Source organism: Pseudomonas sp. KBN12P06040 (assembly GCF_037574965.1).
GTDB lineage: Bacteria > Pseudomonadota > Gammaproteobacteria > Pseudomonadales > Pseudomonadaceae > Pseudomonas > Pseudomonas aeruginosa.
In genome coordinates this window covers 5,287,176-5,312,086 of sequence record NZ_JBBELS010000001.1, presented here as the reverse complement: position 1 = coordinate 5,312,086, position 24,911 = coordinate 5,287,176, and the positions used below count along the sequence as shown (strand labels likewise).

23 protein-coding genes are annotated in these 24,911 nt (G+C 63.1%); 16 read left to right on the top strand and 7 right to left on the bottom strand.

The features are described from left to right. The first annotated feature begins 93 nt into the window (after positions 1 to 93). The 5 genes from VQ067_RS25125 (at position 94) to VQ067_RS25105 (ending at position 4,965) form a co-directional block, all read left to right on the top strand. Complete coding sequence (locus VQ067_RS25125) at positions 94 to 2,547, top strand: Lon protease family protein (RefSeq protein WP_003094777.1); 2,454 nt, start codon at positions 94 to 96, stop codon at positions 2,545 to 2,547. 150 nt (positions 2,548 to 2,697) lie between these two features. Next, entirely contained in the window at positions 2,698 to 3,039 is a 342-nt protein-coding gene (locus VQ067_RS25120) for a PA4575 family protein (protein WP_003094775.1), read from the top strand. A gap of 173 nt (positions 3,040 to 3,212) precedes the next feature. Further along, on the top strand, positions 3,213 to 3,701 hold the full coding sequence (locus VQ067_RS25115; RefSeq protein ID WP_003094773.1) for a TIGR00645 family protein: 489 nt from the start codon (positions 3,213 to 3,215) through the stop codon (positions 3,699 to 3,701). 256 nt (positions 3,702 to 3,957) lie between these two features. Beyond that, positions 3,958 to 4,263 (top strand): DUF6482 family protein, encoded by a 306-nt coding sequence (locus VQ067_RS25110; RefSeq protein ID WP_003094771.1) that lies wholly within the window; start codon positions 3,958 to 3,960, stop codon positions 4,261 to 4,263. Positions 4,264 to 4,347: 84 nt separating this feature from the next. Continuing rightward, a complete protein-coding gene (locus VQ067_RS25105; RefSeq protein WP_003094769.1) occupies positions 4,348 to 4,965 on the top strand; it encodes an FKBP-type peptidyl-prolyl cis-trans isomerase in 618 nt (205 codons plus the stop codon). Between the two features lie 69 nt (positions 4,966 to 5,034). Here VQ067_RS25105 and VQ067_RS25100 read toward each other — a convergent pair whose 3' ends face one another. The 3 genes from VQ067_RS25100 to VQ067_RS25090 form a co-directional block, all read right to left on the bottom strand. After that, positions 5,035 to 7,062, bottom strand: a complete 2,028-nt coding sequence (locus VQ067_RS25100) for a c-type cytochrome (RefSeq protein ID WP_003111134.1) — start codon at positions 7,060 to 7,062, stop codon at positions 5,035 to 5,037. A 342-nt stretch (positions 7,063 to 7,404) separates the two neighbouring features. Further along, a complete protein-coding gene (locus tag VQ067_RS25095; protein ID WP_003094765.1) occupies positions 7,405 to 7,629 on the bottom strand; it encodes a PA4570 family protein in 225 nt (74 codons plus the stop codon). Positions 7,630 to 7,766: 137 nt separating this feature from the next. Further along, complete coding sequence (locus VQ067_RS25090) at positions 7,767 to 8,735, bottom strand: polyprenyl synthetase family protein (RefSeq protein WP_003094763.1); 969 nt, start codon at positions 8,733 to 8,735, stop codon at positions 7,767 to 7,769. Between the two features lie 240 nt (positions 8,736 to 8,975). Between VQ067_RS25090 and rplU the strand changes: the two genes are divergently transcribed. The 5 genes from rplU (at position 8,976) to VQ067_RS25065 (ending at position 12,596) form a co-directional block, all read left to right on the top strand. Continuing rightward, entirely contained in the window at positions 8,976 to 9,287 is a 312-nt protein-coding gene (rplU, locus tag VQ067_RS25085; RefSeq protein ID WP_003094761.1) for a 50S ribosomal protein L21, read from the top strand. Between the two features lie 23 nt (positions 9,288 to 9,310). Further along, positions 9,311 to 9,568, top strand: coding sequence for a 50S ribosomal protein L27 (rpmA, locus tag VQ067_RS25080; RefSeq protein WP_003094760.1), 258 nt, complete (start codon positions 9,311 to 9,313; stop codon positions 9,566 to 9,568). Between the two features lie 142 nt (positions 9,569 to 9,710). After that, a complete protein-coding gene (cgtA, locus tag VQ067_RS25075) occupies positions 9,711 to 10,931 on the top strand; it encodes an Obg family GTPase CgtA (RefSeq protein WP_003094758.1) in 1,221 nt (406 codons plus the stop codon). 70 nt (positions 10,932 to 11,001) lie between these two features. Continuing rightward, positions 11,002 to 12,120: a glutamate 5-kinase gene (gene proB, locus VQ067_RS25070; protein ID WP_003094756.1), complete on the top strand. Its 1,119-nt coding sequence runs from the start codon at positions 11,002 to 11,004 to the stop codon at positions 12,118 to 12,120. A gap of 11 nt (positions 12,121 to 12,131) precedes the next feature. Beyond that, positions 12,132 to 12,596 carry a CreA family protein gene (locus VQ067_RS25065; RefSeq protein WP_003094746.1) on the top strand — a complete coding sequence of 155 codons (465 nt, stop codon included), beginning with the start codon at positions 12,132 to 12,134 and terminating at the stop codon, positions 12,594 to 12,596. Positions 12,597 to 12,662: 66 nt separating this feature from the next. On the opposite strand, the gene rpsT is transcribed toward VQ067_RS25065, so the two are convergent. Continuing rightward, the gene (gene rpsT / locus VQ067_RS25060) at positions 12,663 to 12,938 is read right to left on the bottom strand and encodes a 30S ribosomal protein S20 (protein WP_003094744.1); all 276 of its coding nucleotides are present in this window, start codon (positions 12,936 to 12,938) and stop codon (positions 12,663 to 12,665) included. A gap of 283 nt (positions 12,939 to 13,221) precedes the next feature. Here rpsT and murJ point away from each other — a divergent pair, with 283 nt between their 5' ends. From murJ to ispH, 6 genes are all read left to right on the top strand, one after another. After that, positions 13,222 to 14,760, top strand: coding sequence for a murein biosynthesis integral membrane protein MurJ (gene murJ / locus VQ067_RS25055; protein ID WP_003102622.1), 1,539 nt, complete (start codon positions 13,222 to 13,224; stop codon positions 14,758 to 14,760). Between the two features lie 96 nt (positions 14,761 to 14,856). Beyond that, positions 14,857 to 15,795: a bifunctional riboflavin kinase/FAD synthetase gene (gene ribF, locus VQ067_RS25050; RefSeq protein ID WP_003110419.1), complete on the top strand. Its 939-nt coding sequence runs from the start codon at positions 14,857 to 14,859 to the stop codon at positions 15,793 to 15,795. Positions 15,796 to 15,818: 23 nt separating this feature from the next. Further along, the gene (gene ileS, locus VQ067_RS25045) at positions 15,819 to 18,650 is read left to right on the top strand and encodes an isoleucine--tRNA ligase (protein ID WP_003094730.1); all 2,832 of its coding nucleotides are present in this window, start codon (positions 15,819 to 15,821) and stop codon (positions 18,648 to 18,650) included. After that, on the top strand, positions 18,643 to 19,152 hold the full coding sequence (gene lspA, locus VQ067_RS25040) for a signal peptidase II (RefSeq protein ID WP_003110420.1): 510 nt from the start codon (positions 18,643 to 18,645) through the stop codon (positions 19,150 to 19,152). Before ileS ends, lspA begins: the two co-directional genes overlap by 8 nt. After that, positions 19,145 to 19,585, top strand: a complete 441-nt coding sequence (gene fkpB, locus VQ067_RS25035) for an FKBP-type peptidyl-prolyl cis-trans isomerase (protein ID WP_003102613.1) — start codon at positions 19,145 to 19,147, stop codon at positions 19,583 to 19,585. The genes lspA and fkpB overlap by 8 nt, the downstream gene beginning before the upstream one ends. Positions 19,586 to 19,670: 85 nt before the next feature. Continuing rightward, complete coding sequence (ispH, locus tag VQ067_RS25030) at positions 19,671 to 20,615, top strand: 4-hydroxy-3-methylbut-2-enyl diphosphate reductase (protein WP_003094724.1); 945 nt, start codon at positions 19,671 to 19,673, stop codon at positions 20,613 to 20,615. Between the two features lie 68 nt (positions 20,616 to 20,683). Here the strand turns inward: ispH and VQ067_RS25025 are convergent, their stop codons facing one another. From VQ067_RS25025 to VQ067_RS25015, 3 genes are read right to left on the bottom strand one after another with little or no spacing between them, the layout of a single operon-like run. Beyond that, positions 20,684 to 21,109 carry a type IV pilin protein gene (locus VQ067_RS25025; RefSeq protein WP_003116267.1) on the bottom strand — a complete coding sequence of 142 codons (426 nt, stop codon included), beginning with the start codon at positions 21,107 to 21,109 and terminating at the stop codon, positions 20,684 to 20,686. Further along, positions 21,106 to 21,432 (bottom strand): PilY2 family type 4a fimbrial biogenesis protein, encoded by a 327-nt coding sequence (locus VQ067_RS25020; protein ID WP_016254060.1) that lies wholly within the window; start codon positions 21,430 to 21,432, stop codon positions 21,106 to 21,108. Before VQ067_RS25020 ends, VQ067_RS25025 begins: the two co-directional genes overlap by 4 nt. A gap of 2 nt (positions 21,433 to 21,434) precedes the next feature. Continuing rightward, the gene (locus VQ067_RS25015) at positions 21,435 to 24,911 is read right to left on the bottom strand and encodes a pilus assembly protein (protein ID WP_023100239.1); all 3,477 of its coding nucleotides are present in this window, start codon (positions 24,909 to 24,911) and stop codon (positions 21,435 to 21,437) included.

The window sequence follows — 24,911 nt, the reverse complement described above, 5'->3', positions numbered from 1 at the left end:
CGCCATCCGCGCCTTGTCAGTGGCGCGAGGCTGGGGGGAGAATGCGGGCGACGACACCCCGCGGCGATCTGCCGCCCGATGCAAGGATTCCCGATGCCCGATTCCGTCGCTGCCGGCCTGCGCCTGGCGCCAGAAGAACTGACCCGCCCGTTCGCTCCCGAGCAATTCGCCTTCGACACCACCGATGACCTGGAGCCCTTCCGCGGCGTGCTGGGCCAGGAGCGTGCGGTCGAGGCGCTGCAGTTCGGTGTGGCGATGCCGCGTCCGGGTTACAACGTATTCGTCATGGGCGAGCCGGGGACCGGACGCTTCTCCTTCGTCAAACGCTACCTGCAAGCCGAGGGCAAGCGCGTCGCCACGCCCTCCGACTGGGTCTACCTGAACAATTTCGACGAGCCGCGCGAACCTCGGGTGATCGAGCTGCCGCCGGGCAGCGCGACCGAGTTCAGCGCCGACATCGACCGTCTGATCGACAACCTGATGTCGACCTTCCCGGCGGTCTTCGAGCATCCGGCCTACCAGCAGAAGAAGAACGCCGTCGACCGCGCTTTCAACCAGCGCTACGACCGCGCCCTGGACTCGGTGGAGCGGCGCGCCCTGGAGAAGGACGTGGCGCTGTACCGCGACAGCGCCAACGTCGCCTTCACCCCGATGAAGGACGGCAAGGCCCTCGACGAGGCCGAATTCGCCCAGTTGCCCGAAGCCGAGCGCGAGCGTTTCCACAAGGATATCGCCGCCCTCGAGGAGTACCTCAACGAGGAACTGGCGAGCCTGCCGCAGTGGAAGCGCGAGTCGAGCAACCAGTTGCGCGAGCTCAACGAGGAAACCATCACCCTGGCCCTGCAGCCCCTGCTGGCGCCTCTGGTGGAGAAGTACAACAACAACCCGGGCGTCTGCGCCTACCTGCAGGCGATGCAACTGAACCTGCTGAAGACCGTGGTCGACCAACTGGTCGACGACAGCCGCACCGACGCCCAGCGCAAGCAAGGGCTGATCGAGCAGTACGCGCCGAACCAGGCCATCGTCCATCACGCGACCAGCGGCGCGCCGGTGGTGTTCGAGTCGCACCCGACCTACGACAACCTGTTCGGCCGCATCGAGTACAGCTCCGACCAGGGGGCGCTCTACACCAGCTACCGGCAGTTGCGTCCGGGGGCGCTGCACCGGGCCAACGGCGGCTTCCTGATCCTGGAAGCGGAAAAGATGCTTGGCGAGCCGTTCGTCTGGGACGCGCTCAAGCGTGCCCTGCAGTCGCGCCAGTTGAAGATGGAGTCGCCGCTGGCCGAACTCGGCCGCCTGGCTGCGGTTTCCCTGACCCCCCAGGTGATCCCGCTGCAACTGAAGGTGATCATCATCGGCTCGCGGCAGATCTACTACACCCTGCAGGACCTCGATCCGGACTTCCAGGAGATGTTCCGGGTACTGGTGGACTTCGACGAGGACATCCCGCTGGGCGAGGACAGCCTCGAACAGTTCGCCCAGTTGCTCAAGACGCGCACCTCGGAAGAGGGCATGGCGCCCCTCAGCGGCGCGGCGGTGGCGCGACTGGCGACCTACAGCGCGCGCCTGGCCGAGCACCAGGGGCGGCTTTCGGCACGGATCGGCGACCTGTTCCAGTTGGTCAGCGAAGCCGATTTCATCCGTCAGCTGGCGAACGAGGAGGTGATCCAGCTCGGCCACATCGAGCGTGCCCTCAAGGCCAAGCAGACCCGCACCGGACGAGTGTCGGCGCGGATCCTCGACGACATGCTGGCGGGGATCATCCTGATCGACACCGCTGGCGCCGCGGTCGGCAAGTGCAACGGACTGACCGTGCTGGAGGTGGGCGACTCGGTGTTCGGCGTGCCGGCGCGGATTTCCGCGACCGTCTATCCGGGCAGCAGCGGCATCGTCGACATCGAGCGCGAGGTCAACCTCGGCCAGCCGATCCACTCCAAGGGCGTGATGATCCTCACCGGCTACCTGGGTAGCCGCTACGCCCAGGAGTTCCCCCTGGAAATCTCCGCCAGCATCGCCCTGGAACAATCCTACGGCTACGTGGACGGCGACAGCGCCTCGCTCGGCGAGGTCTGCACGCTGATCTCAGCACTGTCGCGGACGCCCTTGAAGCAGTGCTTCGCCATTACCGGCTCGATCAACCAGTTCGGCGAGGTGCAGGCGGTCGGCGGCGTCAACGAGAAGATCGAGGGCTTCTTCCGCCTCTGCGAAGCGCGCGGCCTGACCGGCGAGCAGGGCGTGATCATCCCGCGCGCCAACGTCACCACCCTGATGCTGGACGAGCGCGTATTGCAGGCGGTGCGCGCCGGGCAGTTCCACGTCTACGCGGTGCGTGAGGTGGACGAGGCGCTGGCGCTGCTGGTGGGCAAGCCGGTCGGTGCCCAGGACGAGAAGGGACGCTTCCCGAAAGGCAGCGTGAACGATCTGGTCGTGGCGCGCTTGCAGGAGATATCCGAACTCGGCATGGAAGAGGACGACAAGGAAAAGGACAAGCCGGCGGAGAAAGAGACCGTCGCGGCGAAGGACAAGGCCGCGGCGAAGAAGGACTGAGTCCGGCGCGTTGCCGGAACCTGCCGAGGGCGGGGCTGGAAAGCCCCGCCCTCGTGCGTTTCAGCCCTGTGGACAAGTTCCCGCCGGCGCTATGCGGAACCTGGCGGCAGGTGTAGGCTCAAAACTGGGAACCCCCGTGAGGATGCCGCCATGCCGCGTAACCTCTGCCTCATCCGCCCTTGTCTGGGGCTGACCACGCGAATCGAATGCGTGGTCAGGCCGCTGGCCGGAGAGAACGGACTCTGGACCCTGCTTTGCGCCGCCGGCATGTCCGGCTCCCAGCCTTCGGCGATCAAGGCCCAGGGCCCCTTCCACGGACCGCTGGTGGCCGAAGGGGTGTTGCAGGCGATTGCCGACTGCCTGGCCCAGCAAGGCTATATCGAAGCCGTCGACCCGCCGATCTGGCGCCTGCACCTGCAGGGCGAACTGCGCCGACTCAATGGCGAACGACGGCCGCATGTCGGCGACTACCTGTTTCGCCCGGAATCCTGAGCGGCGCCTGGGCAAAGCCTGAGCAATCCGGTCAAGGCCCCGTGCCATCATCGCTGGCGGGATCCATCCCGGCTCGGTGCACATATTTATCCACAGATTTTCTGGATAAAAACCGCCGGCCGCTGCGTTATACTCGCCGCCCCATTTCCCCCTGCACATACACACAAGAGACCATGGAACGCTTTTTCGAAAACGCCATGTACGCCTCGCGCTGGCTGCTGGCTCCCATCTACATGGGCCTGTCGCTGGCGCTGCTGGCGTTGACCATCAAGTTCTTCCAGGAAATATTCCACGTCATCCCGAACATCTTCGCGATGGCCGAGGCCGACCTGATCCTGGTCCTGCTCTCGCTGATCGACATGGCTCTGGTCGGCGGCCTGCTGGTCATGGTGATGATCTCCGGCTACGAGAACTTCGTTTCGCAACTGGACATCGACGAAGGCAAGGAAAAGCTCAGCTGGCTGGGCAAGATGGATTCCGGCTCGCTGAAGAACAAGGTGGCCGCCTCCATCGTGGCGATCTCTTCGATCCACTTGTTGCGCATCTTCATGGACGCGAAGAATGTGCCGGACAACAAGCTGATGTGGTACGTGATCATCCACATGACCTTCGTGCTCTCGGCGTTCGCCATGGGCTACCTGGATAAGCAGACCCGTCACTGACGACCCTCTCCAGTGTTTCGCTCGCGCCGCCCGGCCGTTGTAAAACGGACGGGCGGCGGCGTTTCCGGCTTGCGTTGCCTGGTGCCTGGGCAAGACTTTCCTGTGATATCGGGCGGACGCCGGGAGCGGGCGTCCTTCGCATCGTCGGGGCCTGGCGGCCGGACGATGCCGGGAATCGGGCCGGCGCTGTCGGGACCGAGGCGGTTGGCGGAAACCTGGAGGCTTCCGCTGCCTGCGCAACCTCGAGAGGTTCGCGATGAACATGCAGGATCTCGCCGGCCGGGTCCAGGCTGGACATATCGACGCCTTGCACCTGGTGTCGCTGGAGGGTGGCATCTATGTCCTGGAGGCGCAGATGGGCGGCCGCGCCTATCCGGTGGAGGACGATCTCGGCCAGCCGGTCAGCCTGCGCTCCGTGGAGCATGCGCGCCAGGTACTGCGCGGGCTGGACAGGGTTCCGGTGGAGTTGGTGTGCGCCGATGTCGATGACGAGATGTGTGGCCTCCTGGCCGAGTCGGGTTCGTTTATCGGCGGGCTGCCGCTGTCGATCCGCCAGGGTTGAGCACAAGCGGCTGCGCCGGTAGGGGGGAAGGGCCTTCTGTGCTAGGCTGGCCGCCCTTTTTCGACCCCACAGCGGAGCACCGCCATGAGCGAACTCAACCTGACCACTGACGAAGCCCGTGTCAGCTACGGCATCGGCCGTCAACTGGGCGACCAACTGCGCGAGAATCCGGTTCCAGGCATGACCCTGGACGCAGTCCTGGCCGGCCTGTCCGATGCGTTCGCAGGTATCGACAGCCGGGTTTCCGGCGAGGCGCTGTCGGCCAGCTTCCAGGTGATCCGCGAACGCATGCAGGCCGAAGCCCAGGCCAAGGCCGAAGCCGCCGCTGGCGAAGGCCGCGCCTACCTGGCCGAGAACGCCAAGCGCGAAGGCGTGACCGTGCTGCCGTCGGGCCTGCAATTCGAAGTGCTGAGTACTGGCGAGGGCGCCAAGCCTTCCCGCGAGGATACCGTGCGCACCCACTACCACGGCACCCTGATCGACGGCACCGTATTCGACAGCTCCTACCAGCGCGGCCAGCCGGCCGAGTTCCCGGTGGGCGGCGTGATCGCCGGCTGGGTCGAAGCGCTGCAACTGATGAACGCCGGCTCCAAGTGGCGCCTGCACGTACCGAGCGAACTGGCCTATGGCGGCCAGGCGGTCGGCAGCATTCCTCCGCACAGCGTGCTGGTGTTCGACGTCGAACTGCTGGAAATCCTCTGAGGCGCATCGGCCCCAGGAAGGAGTGAAACGCCCCGTCGACGCATCGACGGGGCGTTTTTCATTGCGGCATCAGTAGCGGGCATCCAGCGGACGCTTGTCCTTCGGCCAGTCCTTGATCTTGTCCGGGAAGTCCGGGCGCGGCTGGTGCGAAAAGTACTCCGCGACGTCCACTGCGTCCTGGTCGCTGAGGCCGCCCTGGCCGAGCGGGAAGCGTTCCTGGAAGCCGATCGGCATGTTGTGCTTGACGAAGGCGGCAGCGGTGAAGGTCCGCGCCATGCCGGCGCCGATATTGAACGACTCGTCGCCCCACAGCGGTGGGAAGAGCATCTCGCCGGCGCTGTTCCTCAGCCCCTCGCCATTCTCGCCATGACACACCGCGCATTGTCGGGCGTAGACCTTGCGGCCGTTCTCTGGGTCGGGCTTCAGCGCCGGGTCGACCTTGCCGACGCCGCGGCCGGCGACCTTGTCCTGCGGCCGGGTGTTGTTCTTCATCCAGTCGAAGTAGGCCACCATCGCCTGCATGTCGGCAGAGTCCGGCGGCAGAGGCTTACCGTTCATCGAGCGCCGGAAGCAGCCGTTGATGCGCTCCTCCAGGCCGATGACCTTGCCCGCCCGGGGCGCGTAGCTGGGGAAGAACGCCGAGACGCCGACGAAGGGCGAGCCGTCGGCTACGGTTCCGGCGTTCAGGTGGCAACTGGTGCAGTTCAACTGGTTGCCGACGTTCGCCGGCAGCAGCTCGCGGGTCTCCAGGTGCAGGCGCATGCCGCGTACCACCTGTTCGGCGTTCGGCGCCGCGAGCATGTCCGCCAGGCGTGGAGAGACGAAGGTCGTGGCCGGGCCGTTGCCGGCCTCGATCTGCTGGCGCAGTTTCTTCACCTGGCCGGCATCGATCGACGAACCCTGGTTGCCCCAACTGCTGCGGACGAAGCTGAGGATTTCGGCGATTTCGCGGTCTTCCAGCTGGGCGAAGCCGGGCATGGTGTAGACCCGCGAGTGGGTTGCGGTCTCCGCGGTTTTCCAGCCGGTAAGGGTGATATGCAGTAGCGTGCTCGGGTTGGCCGAAGCGACCGTGGGGTTGCCGGCCAGCGGAGGGAACATACCCGGGACGCCGCTGCCGTCCTTGCGGTGGCAGTCGGAGCAGAACTGCGCGTAGCCGAGACCGCCCCGCGAGCTGTACAGGTCGACCGGTGCTGCCAGTGGGCGTTCGCTGTCGGGCATGGGCAGGTCGTCCTTGCCGGCCGGCAGGGACTTCAGGTAGCTGGCGATGGCCAGCAGATCGTCGTCGCTGAAGTGCTGGGTGCTGTGGTGGATGACATCGGTCATGCTGCCGGACACCGTGGCGAAGCGGTTCTGCCCGGTCTTCAGCAACTGCACGGTGTCCTCCACCGTCCACAGGTTGCGCAGGCTCAGCGCTTGCCATTGTTCGACGGTTTCGCCGGCGAGGTAGAACTGCCCGGAACGACCGGCTTCGCTCATGGCTTTTTCCTGGAAGGCGATGCCGCGCGGAGTATGGCAGGCGCCGCAGTGGCCGAGCCCCTGTACCAGGTAGGCGCCGCGGTTGATCGCCGGGTCCGCGTCGCTGGAGGGCGTGAACGGCGCGTCGTCGAGGAACGCCCAGTTCCACAGCGACAGGCCCCAGCGCTGGTTGAACGGCCAGCTCATCGCGCTCGGCGTATTCGCCTGGGTGACGGGTTGCACGCCGTGCATCAGGTAGGCGTACAGCGCACGCATGTCTTCTTCGCTGATCTTGGCGTAGGACGGGTAGGGCATCGCCGGATAGAGATTCACTCCCTCGGCGGTCACCCCCTTGCGCATGGCGCGGTCGAACTCTTCGAAGCTGTAGCGGCCGATGCCGGTCTCCCGGTCGGGAGTGATGTTGGTCGAGTAGATGGTACCCATTGGAGTCTTCAGCTCCAGGCCGCCGGCCATCGGCGCGCCCTGCGGGCCGGTATGGCAGGCGATGCAGTCGCCGAGCTGGGCCACGTAGCGGCCTTTTTCGATGAGCGCAGCGTCCGTGGTCGGTTCGCTGGCATGGAGCAGGGGAACGATGGAGCACAGCGCGCCGAGCAAGCCGAGGCGCGGGAAAGAAGCAGGCATTTCCTCATCCTTAGGCGTAGGCCTGGGGCGGTCCCCTCGGCCACGGTCCATTCTTTTTTTCGTTATGCGGCCGTCGACAGGACGACGGTCACGCCGCTGTTGTAACGGCTTTCAGGCGAGGTCGGCTTGATGTGGATCAGGCAGGAATCCCTATCGCAGCGAGGGGCTGCCGGCGTGCTCGGGCGAGGCGTTGCGGAAAGACCGGGACATGAGGAAAGTGACTCCGGGAAGGTCGTCCGTGACCTTCCCGGAACCGGCCGGAGGCGCCTTTGCCTCCGTTCGTGCGATCCGCCTCCCGGGCAGCGGCGCACGGATGACGCGTCCTGGCGTCATCGCAAAGGCTCAGCGCAGGGCGCGGGCGTAGCAGAAGAGGAACAGGTTGCGTACCAGCTCCTTGAGGATCAGCGGTTCGCTCGAGTTCAACTCGTGCAGGTCCAGGCCGCCCTGGTCACGCAGTTCGTCCAGCGCGTCTTCTTCCAGGACTGCGCAGATTTCCCCGGTTTCCCGGTGCAGGATCCGCAGGTAGGGGTGTGGCCGATCAAGCCAGGCATCGATCAAATAAGTCATGGCGCTCATCTCCGTGACAAGACTGTAAGATGAGAATAATTCTTATTATCGTAATAGCAAGTCTTGATCGTGCCTTTCGTCGCAAAACGAAAACGCCGCCGTGAAAACGGCGGCGTTCGTCACAAGTCGAGCCCGGTTCAGTGGGTACGGGCGACAGCGAATTCGCTGAGTTCGACCAGGGCGGAGCGGTATTCGTTGTCCGGCAGCGTATCCAGGCAGGCGATGGCGCGGGCGGCGTAGTCGCGGGCGAGGTTGGCGGTATAGTCCAGGGCGCCGGCAGCCTCGACGGCGGCACAGACGCTCTCCAGGTCCTGGCTGCCACCTTGCTGGATGGCCTTGCGTACCAGCGCGGCCTGCTCCTCGGTGCCGTCGCGCATGGTGACGATCAGCGGCAGGGTGGGCTTGCCTTCGGCGAGGTCGTCGCCGACGTTCTTGCCGAGGGTCGCGGCGTCGCCGCGGTAGTCGAGCAGGTCGTCCACCAGTTGGAAGGCGATTCCCAGGTAGTCGCCGAAGCGGCGCAGTGCCTCGGACTGTTCCTCGCCGGCCTGGCACAGCGCGGCGGCGCTGTGGGTCGAGGCCTCGAAAAGCATCGCGGTCTTGCCGCGGATCACTTCCATGTAGGTCTCTTCGGTAGTGCTGGCGTCGCGTACCTTGGACAATTGCAGCACTTCGCCCTCGGCGATCACCCGGGTGGCCTGGGATATGATGCGCATGACCGGCATGGAACCCAGCTCGACCATCATTTCGAAGGAGCGGGCATAAAGGAAGTCGCCTACCAGCACGCTCGGCGCGTTGCCCCACAGGGCATTGGCGGTGGAGCGGCCGCGGCGCAGGCCGGAGGCGTCGACGACGTCGTCGTGCAGCAGAGTGGAGGTGTGCAGGAATTCGATGGTGGCGGCCAGCAGGCAGAGGTCGTCGCCCTTGTAGCCCAGGGTCTTGCCGGCGAGCAGGACCAGCAGCGGGCGCAGGCGCTTGCCGCCGGCGGAGATGATGTAGTCGCCGATCTTTTCCACCAGGGGAACGCGGGAGGTGAGTTGGCGACGGATGATCCCGTCGACGGCGGTGAAATCTTCCGCCACCACGCGGTAGAAGGCCTGGGGTTGCATCAGTGACAATAGCTCCACAAAGATTGCGCGGCATGCTAGGTGGCAGGGGGGGGACTGTCAAGGAAAGGCCCGTGGCACTTGCCTCGGCCTGGACCTTTCCGTACAATCGCGGGCCCTGAACTTCCTTGGCATACCCTGCCTTACGCAATTGCACGGGCGTCCGATCCGACCCCATGCAGCCATGCCGGCCGATTCCTACTTCTATAAAGCGTCGGGTGAGCAGGTTTAACGGAGATACACATGTACGCAGTGATTGTTACCGGTGGCAAGCAGCACAAAGTCACCGAAGGCGAATTCCTCAAGGTCGAGAAACTCGACGTCGCTACCGGCGAAGCGATCGATTTCGACCGCGTCCTGCTGGTTGCCAATGGCGAAGACGTGAAAATCGGCCTGCCGGTCGTCGAAGGTGCGAAGGTTACCGCTGAAGTGGTTTCCCACGGCCGTCACGACAAGGTCCGCATCATCAAGTTCCGCCGTCGTAAGCACCACATGAAGCGTCAGGGCCACCGCCAGTGGTTCACTGAAATCAAGATCACCGGCATTCAGGCCTAATTCCTTTCTGGAGGATATGACTCATGGCACACAAAAAAGCTGGCGGTTCTACCCGCAACGGCCGCGACTCAGAAAGTAAACGCCTTGGCGTGAAACTGTTCGGCGGCCAGGCTGTAAAGGCTGGCAACATCCTGGTTCGTCAGCGCGGCACCAAATTCCACGCCGGTTACGGCGTTGGCCTGGGCAAGGACCACACCCTGTTCGCGAAAGTGGACGGCGTGGTCAAGTTTGAGACCAAAGGCGCCTTTGGTCGCAAATACGTGAGCATCGTTGCTGCCTAAGCAATAGCTCGCTGAAAAAGCCCTGTCTCGCGACGGGGCTTTTTTGTTTCTGCGCCGGCTTCCGGCCATGCCCTGCTTTCGGGGCATCCTGTATCCTATGTTTTTTTTCTGTTAACCCGCCCTCGTGGTGGGAGGCATATCCATGAAATTCGTCGATGAAGTATCAATCCACGTGAAAGCCGGTGACGGCGGCAATGGCCTCATGAGCTTTCGTCGCGAGAAGTTCATCGAAAAGGGCGGTCCCAACGGCGGCGACGGTGGCGATGGCGGTTCCATCTACCTGGAAGCCGACGTCAACCTGAACACCCTGGTCGACTATCGCTACACCCGCCGTTTCGATGCCCAGCGCGGCGAGAACGGCGGCAGCAAGGACTGCACCGGGGCCAAGGGCGACGACCTGATCCTGCCGGTGCCGGTCGGTACTACCGTGATCGACGCCAATACCCAGGAGATTATCGGCGACCTGACCGAGCCTGGTCAGCGGCTGATGGTCGCGCAGGGCGGCTGGCACGGCCTCGGTAACACCCGTTTCAAATCCAGTACCAATCGGGCGCCGCGCCAGACCACCCCGGGCAAGCCGGGTGAGGCGCGCGACCTCAAGCTGGAACTGAAGGTGCTGGCCGACGTCGGCCTGCTGGGACTGCCGAATGCCGGCAAGAGCACTTTCATCCGTGCAGTGTCCGCGGCCAAGCCGAAGGTGGCCGACTATCCGTTCACCACCCTGGTGCCGAACCTCGGCGTGGTCAGCGTCGGTCGCTACAAGAGCTTCGTGGTCGCCGACATTCCCGGCCTGATCGAAGGTGCCGCCGAAGGCGCCGGGCTGGGCATCCGCTTCCTCAAGCATCTGGCGCGGACCCGTATCCTCCTGCATCTGGTGGACATGGCGCCGCTGGACGAAAGCGATCCGGCCGATGCCGCCGAGGTCATCGTTCGCGAGCTGGGTCGCTTCAGTCCGGCGCTGACCGAGCGCGAGCGCTGGCTGGTGCTGAACAAGATGGACCAGATCCTCGATCCGGCCGAGCGCGAGGCGCGCAAGCAGGCGGTGATCGAGCGGTTGGGCTGGGAAGGCCCGGTCTATGTGATCTCCGCCCTGGAGCGCGATGGCACCGAGGCGCTCAGCCAGGACATCATGCGCTATCTCGACGAGCGTACCCTGCGCCTGGAAGAAGATCCGCAGTATGCCGAGGAGCTGGCCGAACTCGACCGGCGTATCGAGGACGAGGCGCGGGCCCGTCTGCAGGCCCTGGACGATGCGCGCGCGCTGCGGCGTTCGGGGCTGAAGAACGCTGGTGCGGTGGATGACGATGATTTCGATGATGAGGAAGACGACGGCGACGGTCCGGAGATCTTCTACGTTCCCTGATGGCGTGATACCCCGCCGGGCGGGCCGGCGGGGCTGAAGAGTCGAAGCCTGGGCTTCTAAGGTTGAGGGTATGCGGGACAAGGTGACTGGCGCGCGGCGCTGGGTGGTGAAGATCGGTAGCGCCCTGCTGACGGCCGATGGCCGTGGGCTGGATCGCAATGCCATGGCCGTTTGGGTCGAGCAGATGGTGGCGCTGCATTGCGCCGGCATCGAGCTGGTGCTGGTGTCGTCCGGCGCCGTCGCCGCCGGTATGAGTCGCCTGGGCTGGGTGTCCCGACCTAGCGCGATGCACGAACTCCAGGCCGCCGCCTCGGTGGGACAGATGGGGTTGGTGCAGGCCTGGGAGTCCAGCTTCGCCCTGCATGGCCTGCAGACCGCCCAGGTGTTGCTGACCCATGACGACCTTTCCGACCGCAAGCGCTACCTGAACGCCCGCAGCACCCTGCGGACCCTGGTCGAGCTGGGTGTGGTCCCGGTGATCAACGAGAACGACACGGTGGTCACCGACGAGATCCGCTTCGGCGACAACGACACCCTGGCGGCACTGGTGGCCAACCTGGTCGAGGCCGACCTGCTGGTGATCCTTACCGATCGCGACGGTATGTTCGACGCCGATCCGCGCAACAATCCCGATGCCCAACTGATCTACGAGGCGCGTGCCGATGATCCGCAGCTCGATGCGGTGGCCGGCGGCAGTGCCGGCGCCCTGGGGCGCGGCGGAATGCAGACCAAGCTGCGGGCGGCGCGCCTGGCGGCGCGTTCCGGCGGGCATACGGTGATCGTCGGCGGGCGTATCGAGCGTGTCCTCGACCGCCTGCGCGCCGGCGAACGCCTCGGCACCCTGTTGACCCCTGATCGCAGTCGCAAGGCGGCGCGCAAGCAGTGGCTGGCCGGCCACTTGCAGATGCGCGGCACCCTGGTGCTGGACGATGGGGCGGTGAAGGCGGTGAGCCAGGATCACAAGAGCCTGTTGCCGGTTGGGGTCAAGGCGGTCCAGGGCAGCTTCCGTCGCGGCGAGATGGTGGTCTGTGTGGACCAGGGCGGGCGCGAAGTGGCGCGCGGCCTGGTCAACTACAGTGCGCTGGAGGCGCAGAAGATCCTCGGTCAGCCGACGGATGCCATCGAGGCCTTGCTCGGCTACGTGGATGGGCCGGAGCTGGTGCATCGCGACAATCTGGTTCTGGTCTGAGGAGAGGGTGAATGCGCAAGCTCGCGGGGTTGCTGGGTGGTCTGCTGCTGTTGCCGGCGCTTGCCGGGGCGGAGGAGATCGGCGAGGTTTCCACGGTGTTCAAGTGGGTCGGGCCGAACGACAAGATTGTCGTCGAGGCTTTCGACGATCCCAAGGTGCAGGGCGTGACCTGCTATCTGTCGCGCGCCAAGACCGGTGGGGTCAAGGGCGGCCTGGGGCTGGCGGAGGATCGCGCCGAGGCGTCGATCGCCTGTCGCCAGGTGGGGCCGATCCAGTTCAGTGGCGAACTCAAGGATGGCGAAGAGGTGTTCAAGCAGCGCACTTCGCTGGTGTTCAAAAGCATGCAGGTGGTGCGCTTCTTCGATCGCAAGCGCAATGCCTTGGTCTATCTGGTCTACAGCGACCGGGTGATCGAGGGCAGTCCGCAGAACGCGGTGACGGCGATTCCCCTCATGCCCTGGCCGACCGCTCGCTGAGGCGAGCGAGTCGCGGGCAATAAAAAACCGGCCATTGGCCGGTTTTTTATTCGAGCAAGGCGTGCCTTAGGCGGCAGCGGTGCTGAGGGCCTTGATGTGGCCGCTCAGACGGCTCTTGTGACGAGCAGCCTTGTTCTTGTGGATGATGCCTTTGTCAGCCATGCGGTCGATCACCGGTACAGCGGCGGTGAAGGCGGCCTGGGCTTTTTCCAGGTCCTTGGCGTCGATGGCTTTCACGACGTTCTTGATGTAGGTGCGCACCATGGAGCGCAGGCTGGCGTTGTGGCTGCGACGCTTCTCAGCCTGTTTGGCGCGTTTTTTGGCGGAAGGTGTGTTGGCCACCGTCGAGCTCCTCGAAAAAAACTGGGTAAATAGCGAACAAATTAAGGCCGCGAATAATGCCGTCGCCTCCAGGGGTTGTCAAGGGGCTGCGCATGCGGCCGGAAAGATCGGCGACGGATGTCGCCTGCTTTCTTGCGGGTGATTTATTCCGGCGCGCATTCTACACTCGGCGCGCCCTCGCGGACCGCCGTTCGGCGGCGAGGGCGCACTCGCGCGATGAACCGGCCCGGCCGGTCGCGGTCTTGGACAGGATCAATTTCGACATGCCGGCAGCCCGACATCCATGAATCTTCTCAAATCATTGGCGGCGGTGAGTTCCATCACCATGCTGTCGCGGGTCCTCGGCTTCGTCCGCGATACCATCCTGGCGCGGATCTTCGGTGCCGGCCTCGCCACCGACGCCTTTTTCGTCGCCTTCAAGCTGCCCAACCTGTTGCGGCGGATCTTCGCCGAGGGGGCGTTTTCCCAGGCTTTCGTGCCGATCCTGGCAGAGTACAAGAACCAGCAGGGCGAGGAGGCGACGCGGACCTTCATCGCCTACGTTTCCGGCTTGCTCACGCTGGTGCTGGCGCTGGTCACGGCGCTCGGCATCCTCGCCGCGCCCTGGGTTATCTGGGTCACCGCGCCGGGCTTCGCCGATACCCCGGAAAAGTTCGCCCTGACCACCGACCTGCTGCGGGTGACCTTTCCTTATATATTGCTGATCTCGCTGTCGTCCCTGGCCGGCGCGATCCTCAACACCTGGAACCGCTTCTCGGTGCCGGCCTTCGTGCCGACCCTGCTGAACGTCGCAATGATCGGCTTCGCGCTGTTCCTCACGCCTTATTTCGATCCGCCGGTCATGGTGCTGGGCTGGGCGGTGCTGGCCGGCGGCCTGTTGCAGCTCCTCTATCAGCTGCCGCACCTGAGGAAGATCGGCATGCTCGTGCTGCCGCGCCTGAACCTCAGGGACAGCGGCGTCTGGCGGGTGATGAAGCTGATGCTGCCGGCCATCCTGGGGGTCTCGGTGAGCCAGATCTCGCTGATCATCAACACCATCTTCGCTTCGTTCCTGGCAGCCGGTTCGGTGTCCTGGATGTACTACGCCGACCGCCTGATGGAGCTGCCTTCCGGCGTATTGGGCGTGGCGCTGGGGACGATCCTCCTGCCGATGCTGGCGAAGACCTATTCGAACAAGGATCGCCATGAGTACTCGCGCCTGCTCGACTGGGGCCTGCGCCTGTGCTTCCTGCTGGTGCTGCCGTGTTCGCTGGCCCTGGCGATCCTCGCCGAACCTCTGACCGTCTCGCTGTTCCAGTACGGCAAGTTCACCACGGTGGACGCGGCGATGACCCAGCGCGCGCTGGTCGCCTACTCCGTCGGCCTGCTCGGCATCATCCTGGTCAAGGTTCTTGCGCCGGGCTTCTATGCCCAGCAGAACATCCGTACGCCAGTGAAGATCGCGCTCTTCACCCTGGTTTCCACCCAGCTGATGAACCTGGCCTTCATCGGCCCGCTTCAGCATGCCGGCCTGGCCCTGTCCATCGGCCTGGCGGCCTGCCTGAATGCCGGGCTGCTCTACTGGCAACTGCGCAAGCAGCGTCTGTACCTGCCGCAACCGGGCTGGGCGAAGTTCCTGGTCAAGCTGGTGGTCGCGGTGCTGGCGATGTCGGCGGTGCTGCTGGCCACGATGCACTGGCTGCCGGCCTGGGAGCAGGGCGCCATGCTGGAGCGATTCCTGCGCCTCGGCCTGCTGGTGGTTGCCGGTCTCCTGGCCTATTTCGGTATGCTCGCGCTGCTGGGTTTCCGCCTGCGCGACTTTTCCCGTCGGGCGGTGCTGTGAAGCGCGTCCGGGCTGGCGGCGGGATCATGCCGTTTTGCCTGTTGTCCGGCGCCCGGTACGCGTATAATCGACCACTTTCTGAGCAATAAGCGTGCTATGCAGCTGCTTCGCGGACTACACAACCTGCAGCCCCTGGCCGGGGGCTGCGTCGCCACCATCGGTAACTTCGACGGCGTCCACCTCGGGCACCAGGCTATCCTGGCGCGTCTGCGCGAGCGCTCGCTGGAGCTGGGCGTACCCAGCTGCGTGGTGATTTTCGAGCCGCAGCCGCGCGAGTTCTTCTCCCCCGATTCGGCGCCGGTGCGTCTGACCCGCCTGCGCGAGAAACTCGAGTTGCTGCGTGGGCAGGGCGTCGACGTGGTGCTCTGCCTGGCCTTCAACCGCCGCTTGCGCGAGCTGTCGGCAGCCGAGTTCGTCCGCCAGGTCCTGGTCGATGGACTGGCGGTGCGGCACCTTGAAGTGGGCGACGATTTCCGTTTCGGCTGCGACCGCTCCGGTGACTTCGCCTTCCTGGTGAACGCCAGTCGCGAGCAGGGGTTCACCGTCGAGGCGGCCGCCACCGTCGAACTGGACGGCGTGCGGGTGAGCAGCACGCGGGTCCGCCAGGCCCTGGCCGAGGGCGACCTGCATCTCGCCGAGCGCCTTCTGGGGCGTCCCTTCAGCCTGAGCGGACGGGTCCTGCATGGACAGAAACTCGGCCGGCAACTGGGCTCGCCCACGGCCAACATTCAACTGAAACGGCGCAAGGCGCCGTTGAACGGGGTCTACCTGGTCAGTACGCTGGTCGATGGCCAGCGTTGCCAGGGGGTGGCGAACATCGGCACCCGCCCTTCGGTGAACGGCGACGGCCGTCCCCATCTGGAAGTGCACCTGCTCGATTTCGCCGGCGATCTATACGGCCGGCATCTGCAGGTGACCTTCCACCAGAAGCTGCGCGACGAGCAGCGTTTTGCCTCCCTGGAGGCACTCAAGGCGGCGATTCTCGCGGATATCGCCGCCGCCCGGGCCTACTGGCTGGGCCAACCGCTTGATTGAAGAGATCCTGAACAGGCCCTGAGATGACCGACTACAAAGCGACGCTAAACCTTCCGGAAACCGCCTTCCCAATGAAAGCCGGCCTGCCCCAGCGCGAGCCGGAAACCCTGAAGTTCTGGAACGACATCGGTCTGTACCAGAAGCTGCGGGCCATTGGCGGCGACCGTCCGAAGTTCGTCCTGCACGATGGCCCTCCGTACGCCAACGGCAGCATTCACATCGGTCACGCGGTCAACAAGATTCTCAAGGACATCATTGTCCGCTCCAAGACCCTGGCGGGCTACGACGCGCCCTATGTGCCGGGCTGGGATTGCCACGGCCTGCCCATCGAGCACAAGGTCGAGACCACCCACGGCAAGAATCTTCCGGCGGACAAGACCCGCGAACTGTGCCGCGAATACGCAGCCGAGCAGATCGAAGGGCAGAAGGCCGACTTCATCCGCCTGGGCGTGCTCGGCGAGTGGGACAACCCCTACAAGACCATGAATTTCGCCAACGAGGCGAACGAAATCCGCGCCCTCGCGGAAATGGTCAAGCAGGACTTCGTGTTCAAGGGCCTGAAGCCGGTCAACTGGTGCTTCGACTGTGGTTCGGCGCTGGCCGAGGCCGAGGTCGAGTACGCCGACAAGAAGTCGCCGACCATCGACGTCGGCTTCCCGGTGGCGGATGCCGACAAGCTGGCCGCGGCCTTCGGCCTGGCGGCCCTGGACAAGCCGGCGCAGATCGTCATCTGGACCACCACGCCCTGGACCATCCCGGCCAACCAGGCGCTGAACGTGCATCCGGAGATCGACTACGCGCTGGTCGATGCCGGCGATCGCTACCTGGTGCTGGCCGAGGCCCTGGTCGAGTCCTGCCTGGCGCGCTACCAGCGCGAGGGCAAGGTGGTCGCCACCGCCAAGGGCGAGGCGCTGGAACTGATCAACTTCCGCCATCCGTTCTACGAGCGCCTGTCGCCGGTCTACCTGGCCGACTACGTGGCCCTCGATGCCGGCACCGGTATCGTCCACTCGTCGCCGGCCTACGGCGAAGACGACTTCTATACCTGCAAGCGCTACGGGATGAGCAACGACGACATCCTCAGCCCGGTGCAGAGCAACGGCGTCTACGTCGACTCGTTGCCGTTCTTCGGCGGCCAGTTCATCTGGAAGGCCAACCCTAACGTGGTGGCCAAGCTGGAAGAGGTCGGCAGCCTGCTGGCCCACGAAACCATCAATCACAGCTACATGCACTGCTGGCGGCACAAGACGCCGCTGATCTATCGCGCCACCGCGCAGTGGTTCGTCGGCATGGACAAGCAGCCCAGGCAGGGTGCTTCCCTGCGCGAGCGAGCGCTGGAAGCCATCACCCAGACCGAATTCGTCCCGGGCTGGGGCCAGGCGCGCCTGCACGGAATGATCGCCGGGCGTCCCGACTGGTGCATCTCGCGCCAGCGCAACTGGGGCGTACCGATCCCGTTCTTCCTGCACAAGGCCAGCGGCGAACTGCATCCACGCACCGTCGAGCTGATGGAAGAGGTCGCGCAGCGAGTCGAGAAGGAAGGCATCGAAGCCTGGTTCAAGCTCGACGCCGCCGAGTTGCTCGGCGAGGAGGCCGCGCAGTACGACAAGATCAACGACACCCTGGACGTCTGGTTCGACTCCGGCACCACCCACTGGCACGTGCTGCGTGGCTCCCACCGGATCGGCCATGCCAGCGGCCCGGTCGCCGATCTCTACCTGGAAGGTTCCGACCAGCACCGCGGCTGGTTCCACTCCTCGCTGCTGACCGGCTGCGCGATCGACAACCATGCGCCGTACCGCCAGTTGCTGACCCACGGTTTCACCGTCGACGAGTCCGGCCGCAAGATGTCCAAGTCACTGGGCAATACCGTGGTGCCGCAGACTGTCATCGATACCCTGGGCGCCGACATCCTGCGCCTGTGGGTAGCCTCGACCGATTACTCGGGCGAGATCGCGGTATCCCAGCAGATTCTCCAGCGCAGCGCCGATGCCTACCGGCGGATCCGCAATACCACGCGCTTCCTGCTGTCCAACCTGAACGGTTTCGATCCGGCCACGGATCTGCTGCCGCCCCAGGAAATGCTGGCCCTGGATCGCTGGGCGGTCGATCGCGCCCTGCTCTTGCAGCGCGAGATCGAAGAGGCGTACCGCGAGTACCGCTTCTGGAACGTCTATTCCAAGGTGCACAACTTCTGCGTACAGGAGCTGGGCGGGTTCTACCTGGACATCATCAAGGACCGCCAGTACACCACCGGCGCCAACAGCGTCGCCCGGCGCTCCTGTCAGACCGCACTGTTCCACATCGCCGAGGCCCTCGTACGCTGGATCGCCCCGATCCTGGCGTTCACCGCCGAGGAAGTCTGGAAGTTCCTGCCCGGCGAGCGCGCCGAGTCGGTAATGCTCGCCACCTGGTACGACGGCCTCAGCGAATTGCCGGCCGACGTGACGTTGAATCGCCAGTACTGGGAGCAGGTCATGGCGGTGAAGGCCGCGGTCAACAAGGAGCTGGAGAACCAGCGCGCGGCCAAGGCCGTGGGCGGCAACCTGCAGGCCGAGGTCACCCTGTATGCGGAAGACGCGCTGCAGGCCCAATTGGCCAAGCTGGGCAACGAGCTACGCTTCGTCCTGATCACCTCGACCGCGACCCTGGCGCCGCTGTCGGCGGCTCCGGCCGACGCGGTGGACAGCGAAGTCGCCGGCCTCAAGCTGAAAGTGGTCAAGTCGACCCACGCCAAGTGCGGTCGTTGCTGGCACCATCGCGAGGACGTCGGTCAGCACGCTGCGCATCCTGACCTGTGTGGTCGCTGCATCGAGAACATCGAAGGCAGCGGCGAGGTTCGCCACTATGCCTGACGTCGATCGTTTCGGGCGCTTGCCCTGGTTGTGGATCACCGTGCTGGTGTTCGTCCTCGACCAGCTCAGCAAGGCGTTCTTCCAGGCCGAACTGAGCATGTACCAGCAGATCGTGGTGATCCCCGATCTGTTCAGCTGGACCCTGGCCTATAACACCGGTGCCGCCTTCAGCTTCCTGGCCGACAGCTCGGGCTGGCAGCGCTGGCTGTTCGCCCTGATCGCCATCGTCGTCAGCGCGATCCTGGTGGTCTGGCTGAAACGCCTGAAGAAAGGCGAGACCTGGTTGGCCATCGCCCTGGCGCTGGTGCTCGGCGGCGCCCTGGGCAACCTCTACGACCGCATGGTCCTTGGCCACGTGGTGGACTTCATCCTGGTGCACTGGCAGAACCGCTGGTACTTCCCGGCGTTCAACCTGGCCGATAGCGCCATCACCGTCGGTGCCGTCATGCTGGCGCTCGACATGTTCAGATCGAAGAAATCCGGAGAAGCCGCCCATGGCTGAGTCGACCCGCATTGGCCAGGAGAGCCGCGTCACCCTGCATTTCGCCCTCAAGCTGGAGGACGGCAACGTCGTCGACAGCACCTTCGACAAGCAGCCGGCCTCGTTCAAGGTCGGCGACGGCAACCTGCTGCCGGGCTTCGAACAGGCGCTGTTCGGCTTGAAGGCTGGCGACAAGCGCACCCTGAGCATTCTTCCCGAACAGGGCTTCGGCCAGCCGAATCCGCAGAACGTGCAGATCATGCCGCGCGACCAGTTCCAGGACATGGAGCTGGCCGAGGGCCTGCTGGTGATCTTCAACGACGCGGCCAAGACCGAACTGCCGGGCGTGGTCAAGGCGTTCGATGAGCAGCAGGTGACCGTCGACTTCAATCATCCGCTGGCCGGCAAGACCCTGGCCTTCGAAGTCGAGATCATTGACGTCCAGCCGGCCTGAACCGTCGGTCGCTGCGCCCTTCCCAAGCGGGGAGGGCGGTAGCAAGGTTCATTCGTCCAATCACCGCGTCGCCCACGAGACCGCCATGCAAATCAAACTCGCCAATCCCCGCGGCTTCTGCGCCGGCGTGGATCGCGCCATCGAGATCGTCAACCGTGCCCTCGATGTCTTCGGCCCGCCGATCTACGTGCGTCACGAGGTGGTGCACAACAAGTTCGTCGTGGACAACCTGCGCCAGCGCGGCGCCATCTTCGTCGAGGAACTCGATCAGGTGCCGGACAACGTCATCGTCATCTTCAGCGCCCACGGCGTTTCCCAGGCGGTCCGCAAGGAAGCCGAGGGGCGCGGCCTGAAGGTTTTCGACGCGACCTGCCCGCTGGTGACCAAGGTGCACATGGAAGTGGTGCGCTACAGCCGCGACGGCCACGAATGCGTGCTGATCGGGCATGAAGGCCACCCCGAGGTGGAAGGCACCATGGGCCAGTACGATGCCAGCAACGGCGGTGCCATCTACCTGGTGGAGGACGAGGCCGACGTCGCCGCGCTGGAGGTGCGCAAGCCCGAAGCCCTGCACTACGTGACCCAGACCACCCTGTCGATGGACGACACCTCGAAGGTCATCGATGCCCTGCGCGCCAAGTTCCCGCAGATCCAGGGGCCGCGCAAGAACGACATCTGCTATGCCACCCAGAACCGCCAGGATGCCGTGAAGGAACTGGCCGACCAGTGCGACATGGTCCTGGTGGTGGGCAGCCCCAACAGTTCCAACTCCAACCGCCTGCGCGAACTCGCCGAGCGGATGGGCACGCCGGCCTACCTGATCGACGGCGCCGAGGACATGCAACGCGGCTGGTTCGACGGTGTGCGTCGCATCGGAATCACCGCAGGCGCCTCCGCGCCGGAAGTGCTGGTGCGCGGAGTGATCGCCCAGCTACGTGAGTGGGGGGCGTCGGAAGAGCAGGAACTGGAGGGACGGGAGGAGAACATTACCTTCTCGATGCCCAAGGAACTGCGGGTCAAGGCTTTGTAATCGGAATTTTTGCGCACCTGAAAAAGCCCGGCTTATGCCGGGCTTTGCCTTTTTCTTGTTTCGGCGCTTTAGCGCCAGCATTCTGCAACGCTCTTCTTGCTTCCAGTCCGGCCTTTCTCGCCGTTGGCGGTCAAGGTCAGGTTGCCACAATCAAGATCGTTGAATGCCTGGTTGGCGATAAGGCGATAACCTCCGTCGTTGGCTACCGTATCGACGGTAAGGCTGTATTTGCCTGTGGAGGACTTCACTGTGGTGCCCGATGTGTTGCGCATATGCAGCTTGCCGATGTCGGCTTGGGTAGTGATATAAGTATTGTTCTGTGAAAAATAGCGCTCTTGAGTAGCGGCTGCTTCGCTGAGTAATGCCTGTCCTTCGGTGCGATTCCCGCGCTTCACGTATTCGTCGTAGCTGGGGTAGGCGATACCAGCAAGAATAGCGATGATTACTACGACGATCATCAACTCGATGAGAGTGAAGCCTCTGTTCGACTTCATTGTTGCTGCTCCGATCCGAAGGGAACGAGAGGGGCCTGCTTGATAATGTAGAACGACTCGATTTCTGGCAGGTCGCTGGTGAGTTTGCCGGAGAAAGACACTGTCTGTCCCTGACGTACCAAGAATATGACCGGCGAGTCCTGTTGTTGGACACGGTTGGGCAAGCGATATGTCTGCCCATCGACTACTACCAGACCGGCGGCAGGATGAACATCCTCGACCACGCCCACATTCTCGAACGTATTCGTGGCACTCAAGGCAAAGGTTGGGCAAGCCAGAGCTAGAGCTGCAAGAGCTGTGGCGAGAAGACGTAAGGGGTTCATGTTCATTTCTCCTCGACGACCCGCCAGGTTTGTCGTCCGTTACTCTTGTCGCTGGGGTTGAAGATGATGCACTCATCACCAGTGCAAGCCTCGGATTGACGCTGTTCGTTCTGGGTAATGGCCAAGCCACCTAGTCCATCCTGTTGGAAGGCGGATACGACCGAGCCGTTGTAGTCCGAGCCAGAGTCCACTATACCCGCACGTTTGAGATCGAAGACGGTGAAACTGGTACGTCCGCCAGTATATGGATTGAGGCCGTAGGTCCAGCTGGTAGAGCCGCTGTCACAAGGGTCGTCGTTCGGTGTCAAGGTCTGCAATAGAAGCACTTGGCCGGCAGCGAACATATCTTCGATCATCATTTCGCCTTTCTTGCTGCTATTGACCTCCAGATTCAGTCGCCAGCCATAGCTAGCCACATCCGAGTTCGCGGTACCGGTTGCTCCGTCTTTGTACCACTTCACCGGGTTTTGGCTAATAAGCCGAATATTCCTGTTCACGCTACCGAATGTGGAGTTCGCCTCTGTTGTCATGGTTTGGGCTGTGAGGGCGTTGCGGTCGATGGTTGGGGTACTGTTTGCGCTTTCGCCCTTGGTCTGGCGATCCCAGATACCATAGAGCGTCATGGCTCGGCTGGTATCGGCCTGAGCGTCATCGTCCTCGAAGTATTTTCCTGTACCTACGATGACGATGTAGCCCTTACGGCTAGGATGGCGTACCAAGGTAGGCGGAGCCGTGATGGGCTGACGAGTATTGTTGTCGGCGCGAGCACGGAAAAGCGGGGCGCCGCTGAACGATACTCTGAAAGCAGAAGGATCTACATCTCCGGGCTTGAAGGGATTGATAGAGGTATTTGTGTCTGGGTCGTCGTTGCGGGTATTGCCGATCAAATCGAAGCGCCAGATATTTCCCTGCAGATCGCCAGCATAGGCGTAGTCAGCAATGCCATCGCTGTTGTTATCAGCCAGGCGAGGCGTCGATAGGCCATTGGCTATTCCGCGCTCGCTTTGGACTTCCAGCTTCTTGATCAGCGTTCCCTTTTTCAAATCAATCAGCAGTAAAGCTGCCTTGTCATTATCGCTTCCATAGCCGTTGCCGGTAACTACTGCCCATTGTCCGCTGTGCAGTCTGGCTACGGTAGGTTTGGAGAAGGTGTAACCAAGGTCCGAGTCGGTACTGCTATCGTATTCCCAAAGCAGCTTGACATCGTCCGGCTTGGTTACATCGAGTGCGAACAGGCCGCGACCTCCAGCACCAAGCGTTCCGATCAGAACAGTGTGCCAAGCTCCATCGAAAAAGGCATCGCTGACGACCGGTGTAGCGTCGACGAAATATTGGTGGGCACCGCCCTGGTAGCTGATGCCGGTAAGCTTGTTAAGCTTTTCGAATACTGCTGTAGGGATGAAAGCGAACTCTTCCACGCCGGTTTTGATGTTGAAACCATGCAACATGCCATCGTTGGATCCAACATAAACTCTAGGGCTGCGCTGGTCTGCCTCTGTCTTGAATGTGCCGTAGTCGCCGCTGGGTTCGATGGGGTTGGCCAGATAAGTGAGGTATTGGGCCGGTCCGACCACGGCTGGAGACGAGTGCACGATGTCCCCTAACACCGCCTGTCGTTGCCGGAATCCATCCATATTCTGCTGGCCACGGATGAAGTCGACCCGCTGTGCTCCTTTGGTGTCGGCCTGATTGTCCTTGTCCGGGTTGCGGTTCAGCCAAGTGGCTAACTGACTTCCCTCAATATTGCTCCATGTGAAAGGCTTAAGGCGGTTGGTTCCGCTATTGCTGGCGATGTAAATATTACGGGTAGCGGGAGCTCGGTTGTCCAGCAGTGCGCCGGCGCTCCATTCCTGGGTTTTGGTCGAACCGGTGGAAGTCGACTCCACCTTGTAACGTATAAGGTCGCCCGCCCAGTTCTTGTCACTGGCAAAGCTGGACTGGTAGCTGTAGCGGATCAGCTTGTCGCCGGTTCCGTCATCCTGCAGCGCGGAAGTCATTGCTGGTTTGGAGGAGGAGGTGTTGCGCTCGGAAATCCGTGTCAGGATCTTATTGAAAGCCTGAACCAGAGAGTCCGGTGATTCCGCGCTAAAGAAGTCTCCACGAGAGTTGATAGCTGCATGCCAGAGGTCGTAGACGTTACCGGGTGCGGCGTCGTTACCGACGCTGGGCCAAGCCTTGCTTCCAGCCATCAACTCCTCGTAGTTGCCAAAGGTGCTGCCTGTCCAAGTTGGTGCAGAGTTCAATGTGAGCGAATAGGAAAGACCTAGGCCAACAGTAAAGTTGACCATGTGTTGCCAAGTGGCTGGGTTGTTGCGAGGGTCCCAGTAATCCTTGGAATCGTCCCCACTCTTGTAGGCCATGAAAGGCTTCAGGTCATTGTCGATGCTGGGACGTAAGTCTGTGGTCCAGTATTTGAAAGCCAGGTCAGCCAATGAGCTGGCATTGCTGTCGGCATAAGGGGGCTGTGGCCTATAGAGGGTGCTATCAGGAAAGGTCTGGTTCTGGTTGTCGAGATTGCCGGGGGTGACGTTCCGACCGTTCCAGATACCGTCGGTCATCATGATGTGATAGCTGGCCCGGCAGGAATATGTCTTTCCGTCTTCGGTGGTATAAGCTGTGCCGTTGGTTTGCAAGAAGCGTCCGGCTCGGTCAAGAGCCGCATGCAGAGGAGTACCGCCGCTGGCCGGGCTGTTCGCCAGCCAATTGAAGAAATTGATTTTGTGCTGCTTGTTGAATTGGAGCAGGGCATTGTTTTGGCAGCTTCTGCTGTTGGCGCCGATGCTACAGGTGTTCAGGGCCCCCCAAGTGAGACGCACGTTTTCCGGCAGGCTGTAAAAGGCCAGGTTGGCAGCGGTCTTTGTGGCCAGGATGCGGTTGCGATAGTAGGAGTACCATATCGCAAAGTTGCTTTCCTGACTGGTAGGAAGAGCATTGTAGGTATAACAGGAGTTGGAGCTGCTCACCGGCTGTGCAGGGCAGCTAGCGCTTACCTTATAAGTATAGTAATAAGCTCTCCCGGTATTGCAGCTGCTATCGATGCAACCAAGCCAGCCGGTTCCCCATTGAGGGCGATAGTTATTGCTCAGGTTGGTGGTGGAGCCTTGGGCGTAGCCATCCTGCCAGGCTGCTGTGAAGCGTGGCACTGGATAGTCGGAAACGATGATCTGATCGCCTGACAGTGTCAATTTCTTGGGCACTTGGTAAGCATAGTCGGGGTTGTAGTACAGTGCGTTGTAATCGCTGGAACGTCCCGCTCTGCCGCTATTCCCGCTAATACCGTCGGGCACGTAAGCCCAGGCCATACTGCCTGAGTCATCTAGAGTGAACAGCAGGTTGGGAGCAACGCCCTGGGTTAGGAACAGGGGTTGCTGGCTGACATTCAGGGCCGTGGCGGCATAACTGTCAGAGGCGAACAGGATGCTCAGGGTGCAACCTGCAGCCAGCAGGCTTTTTCCTGCGCGGGTAATCTGGTGGATCAT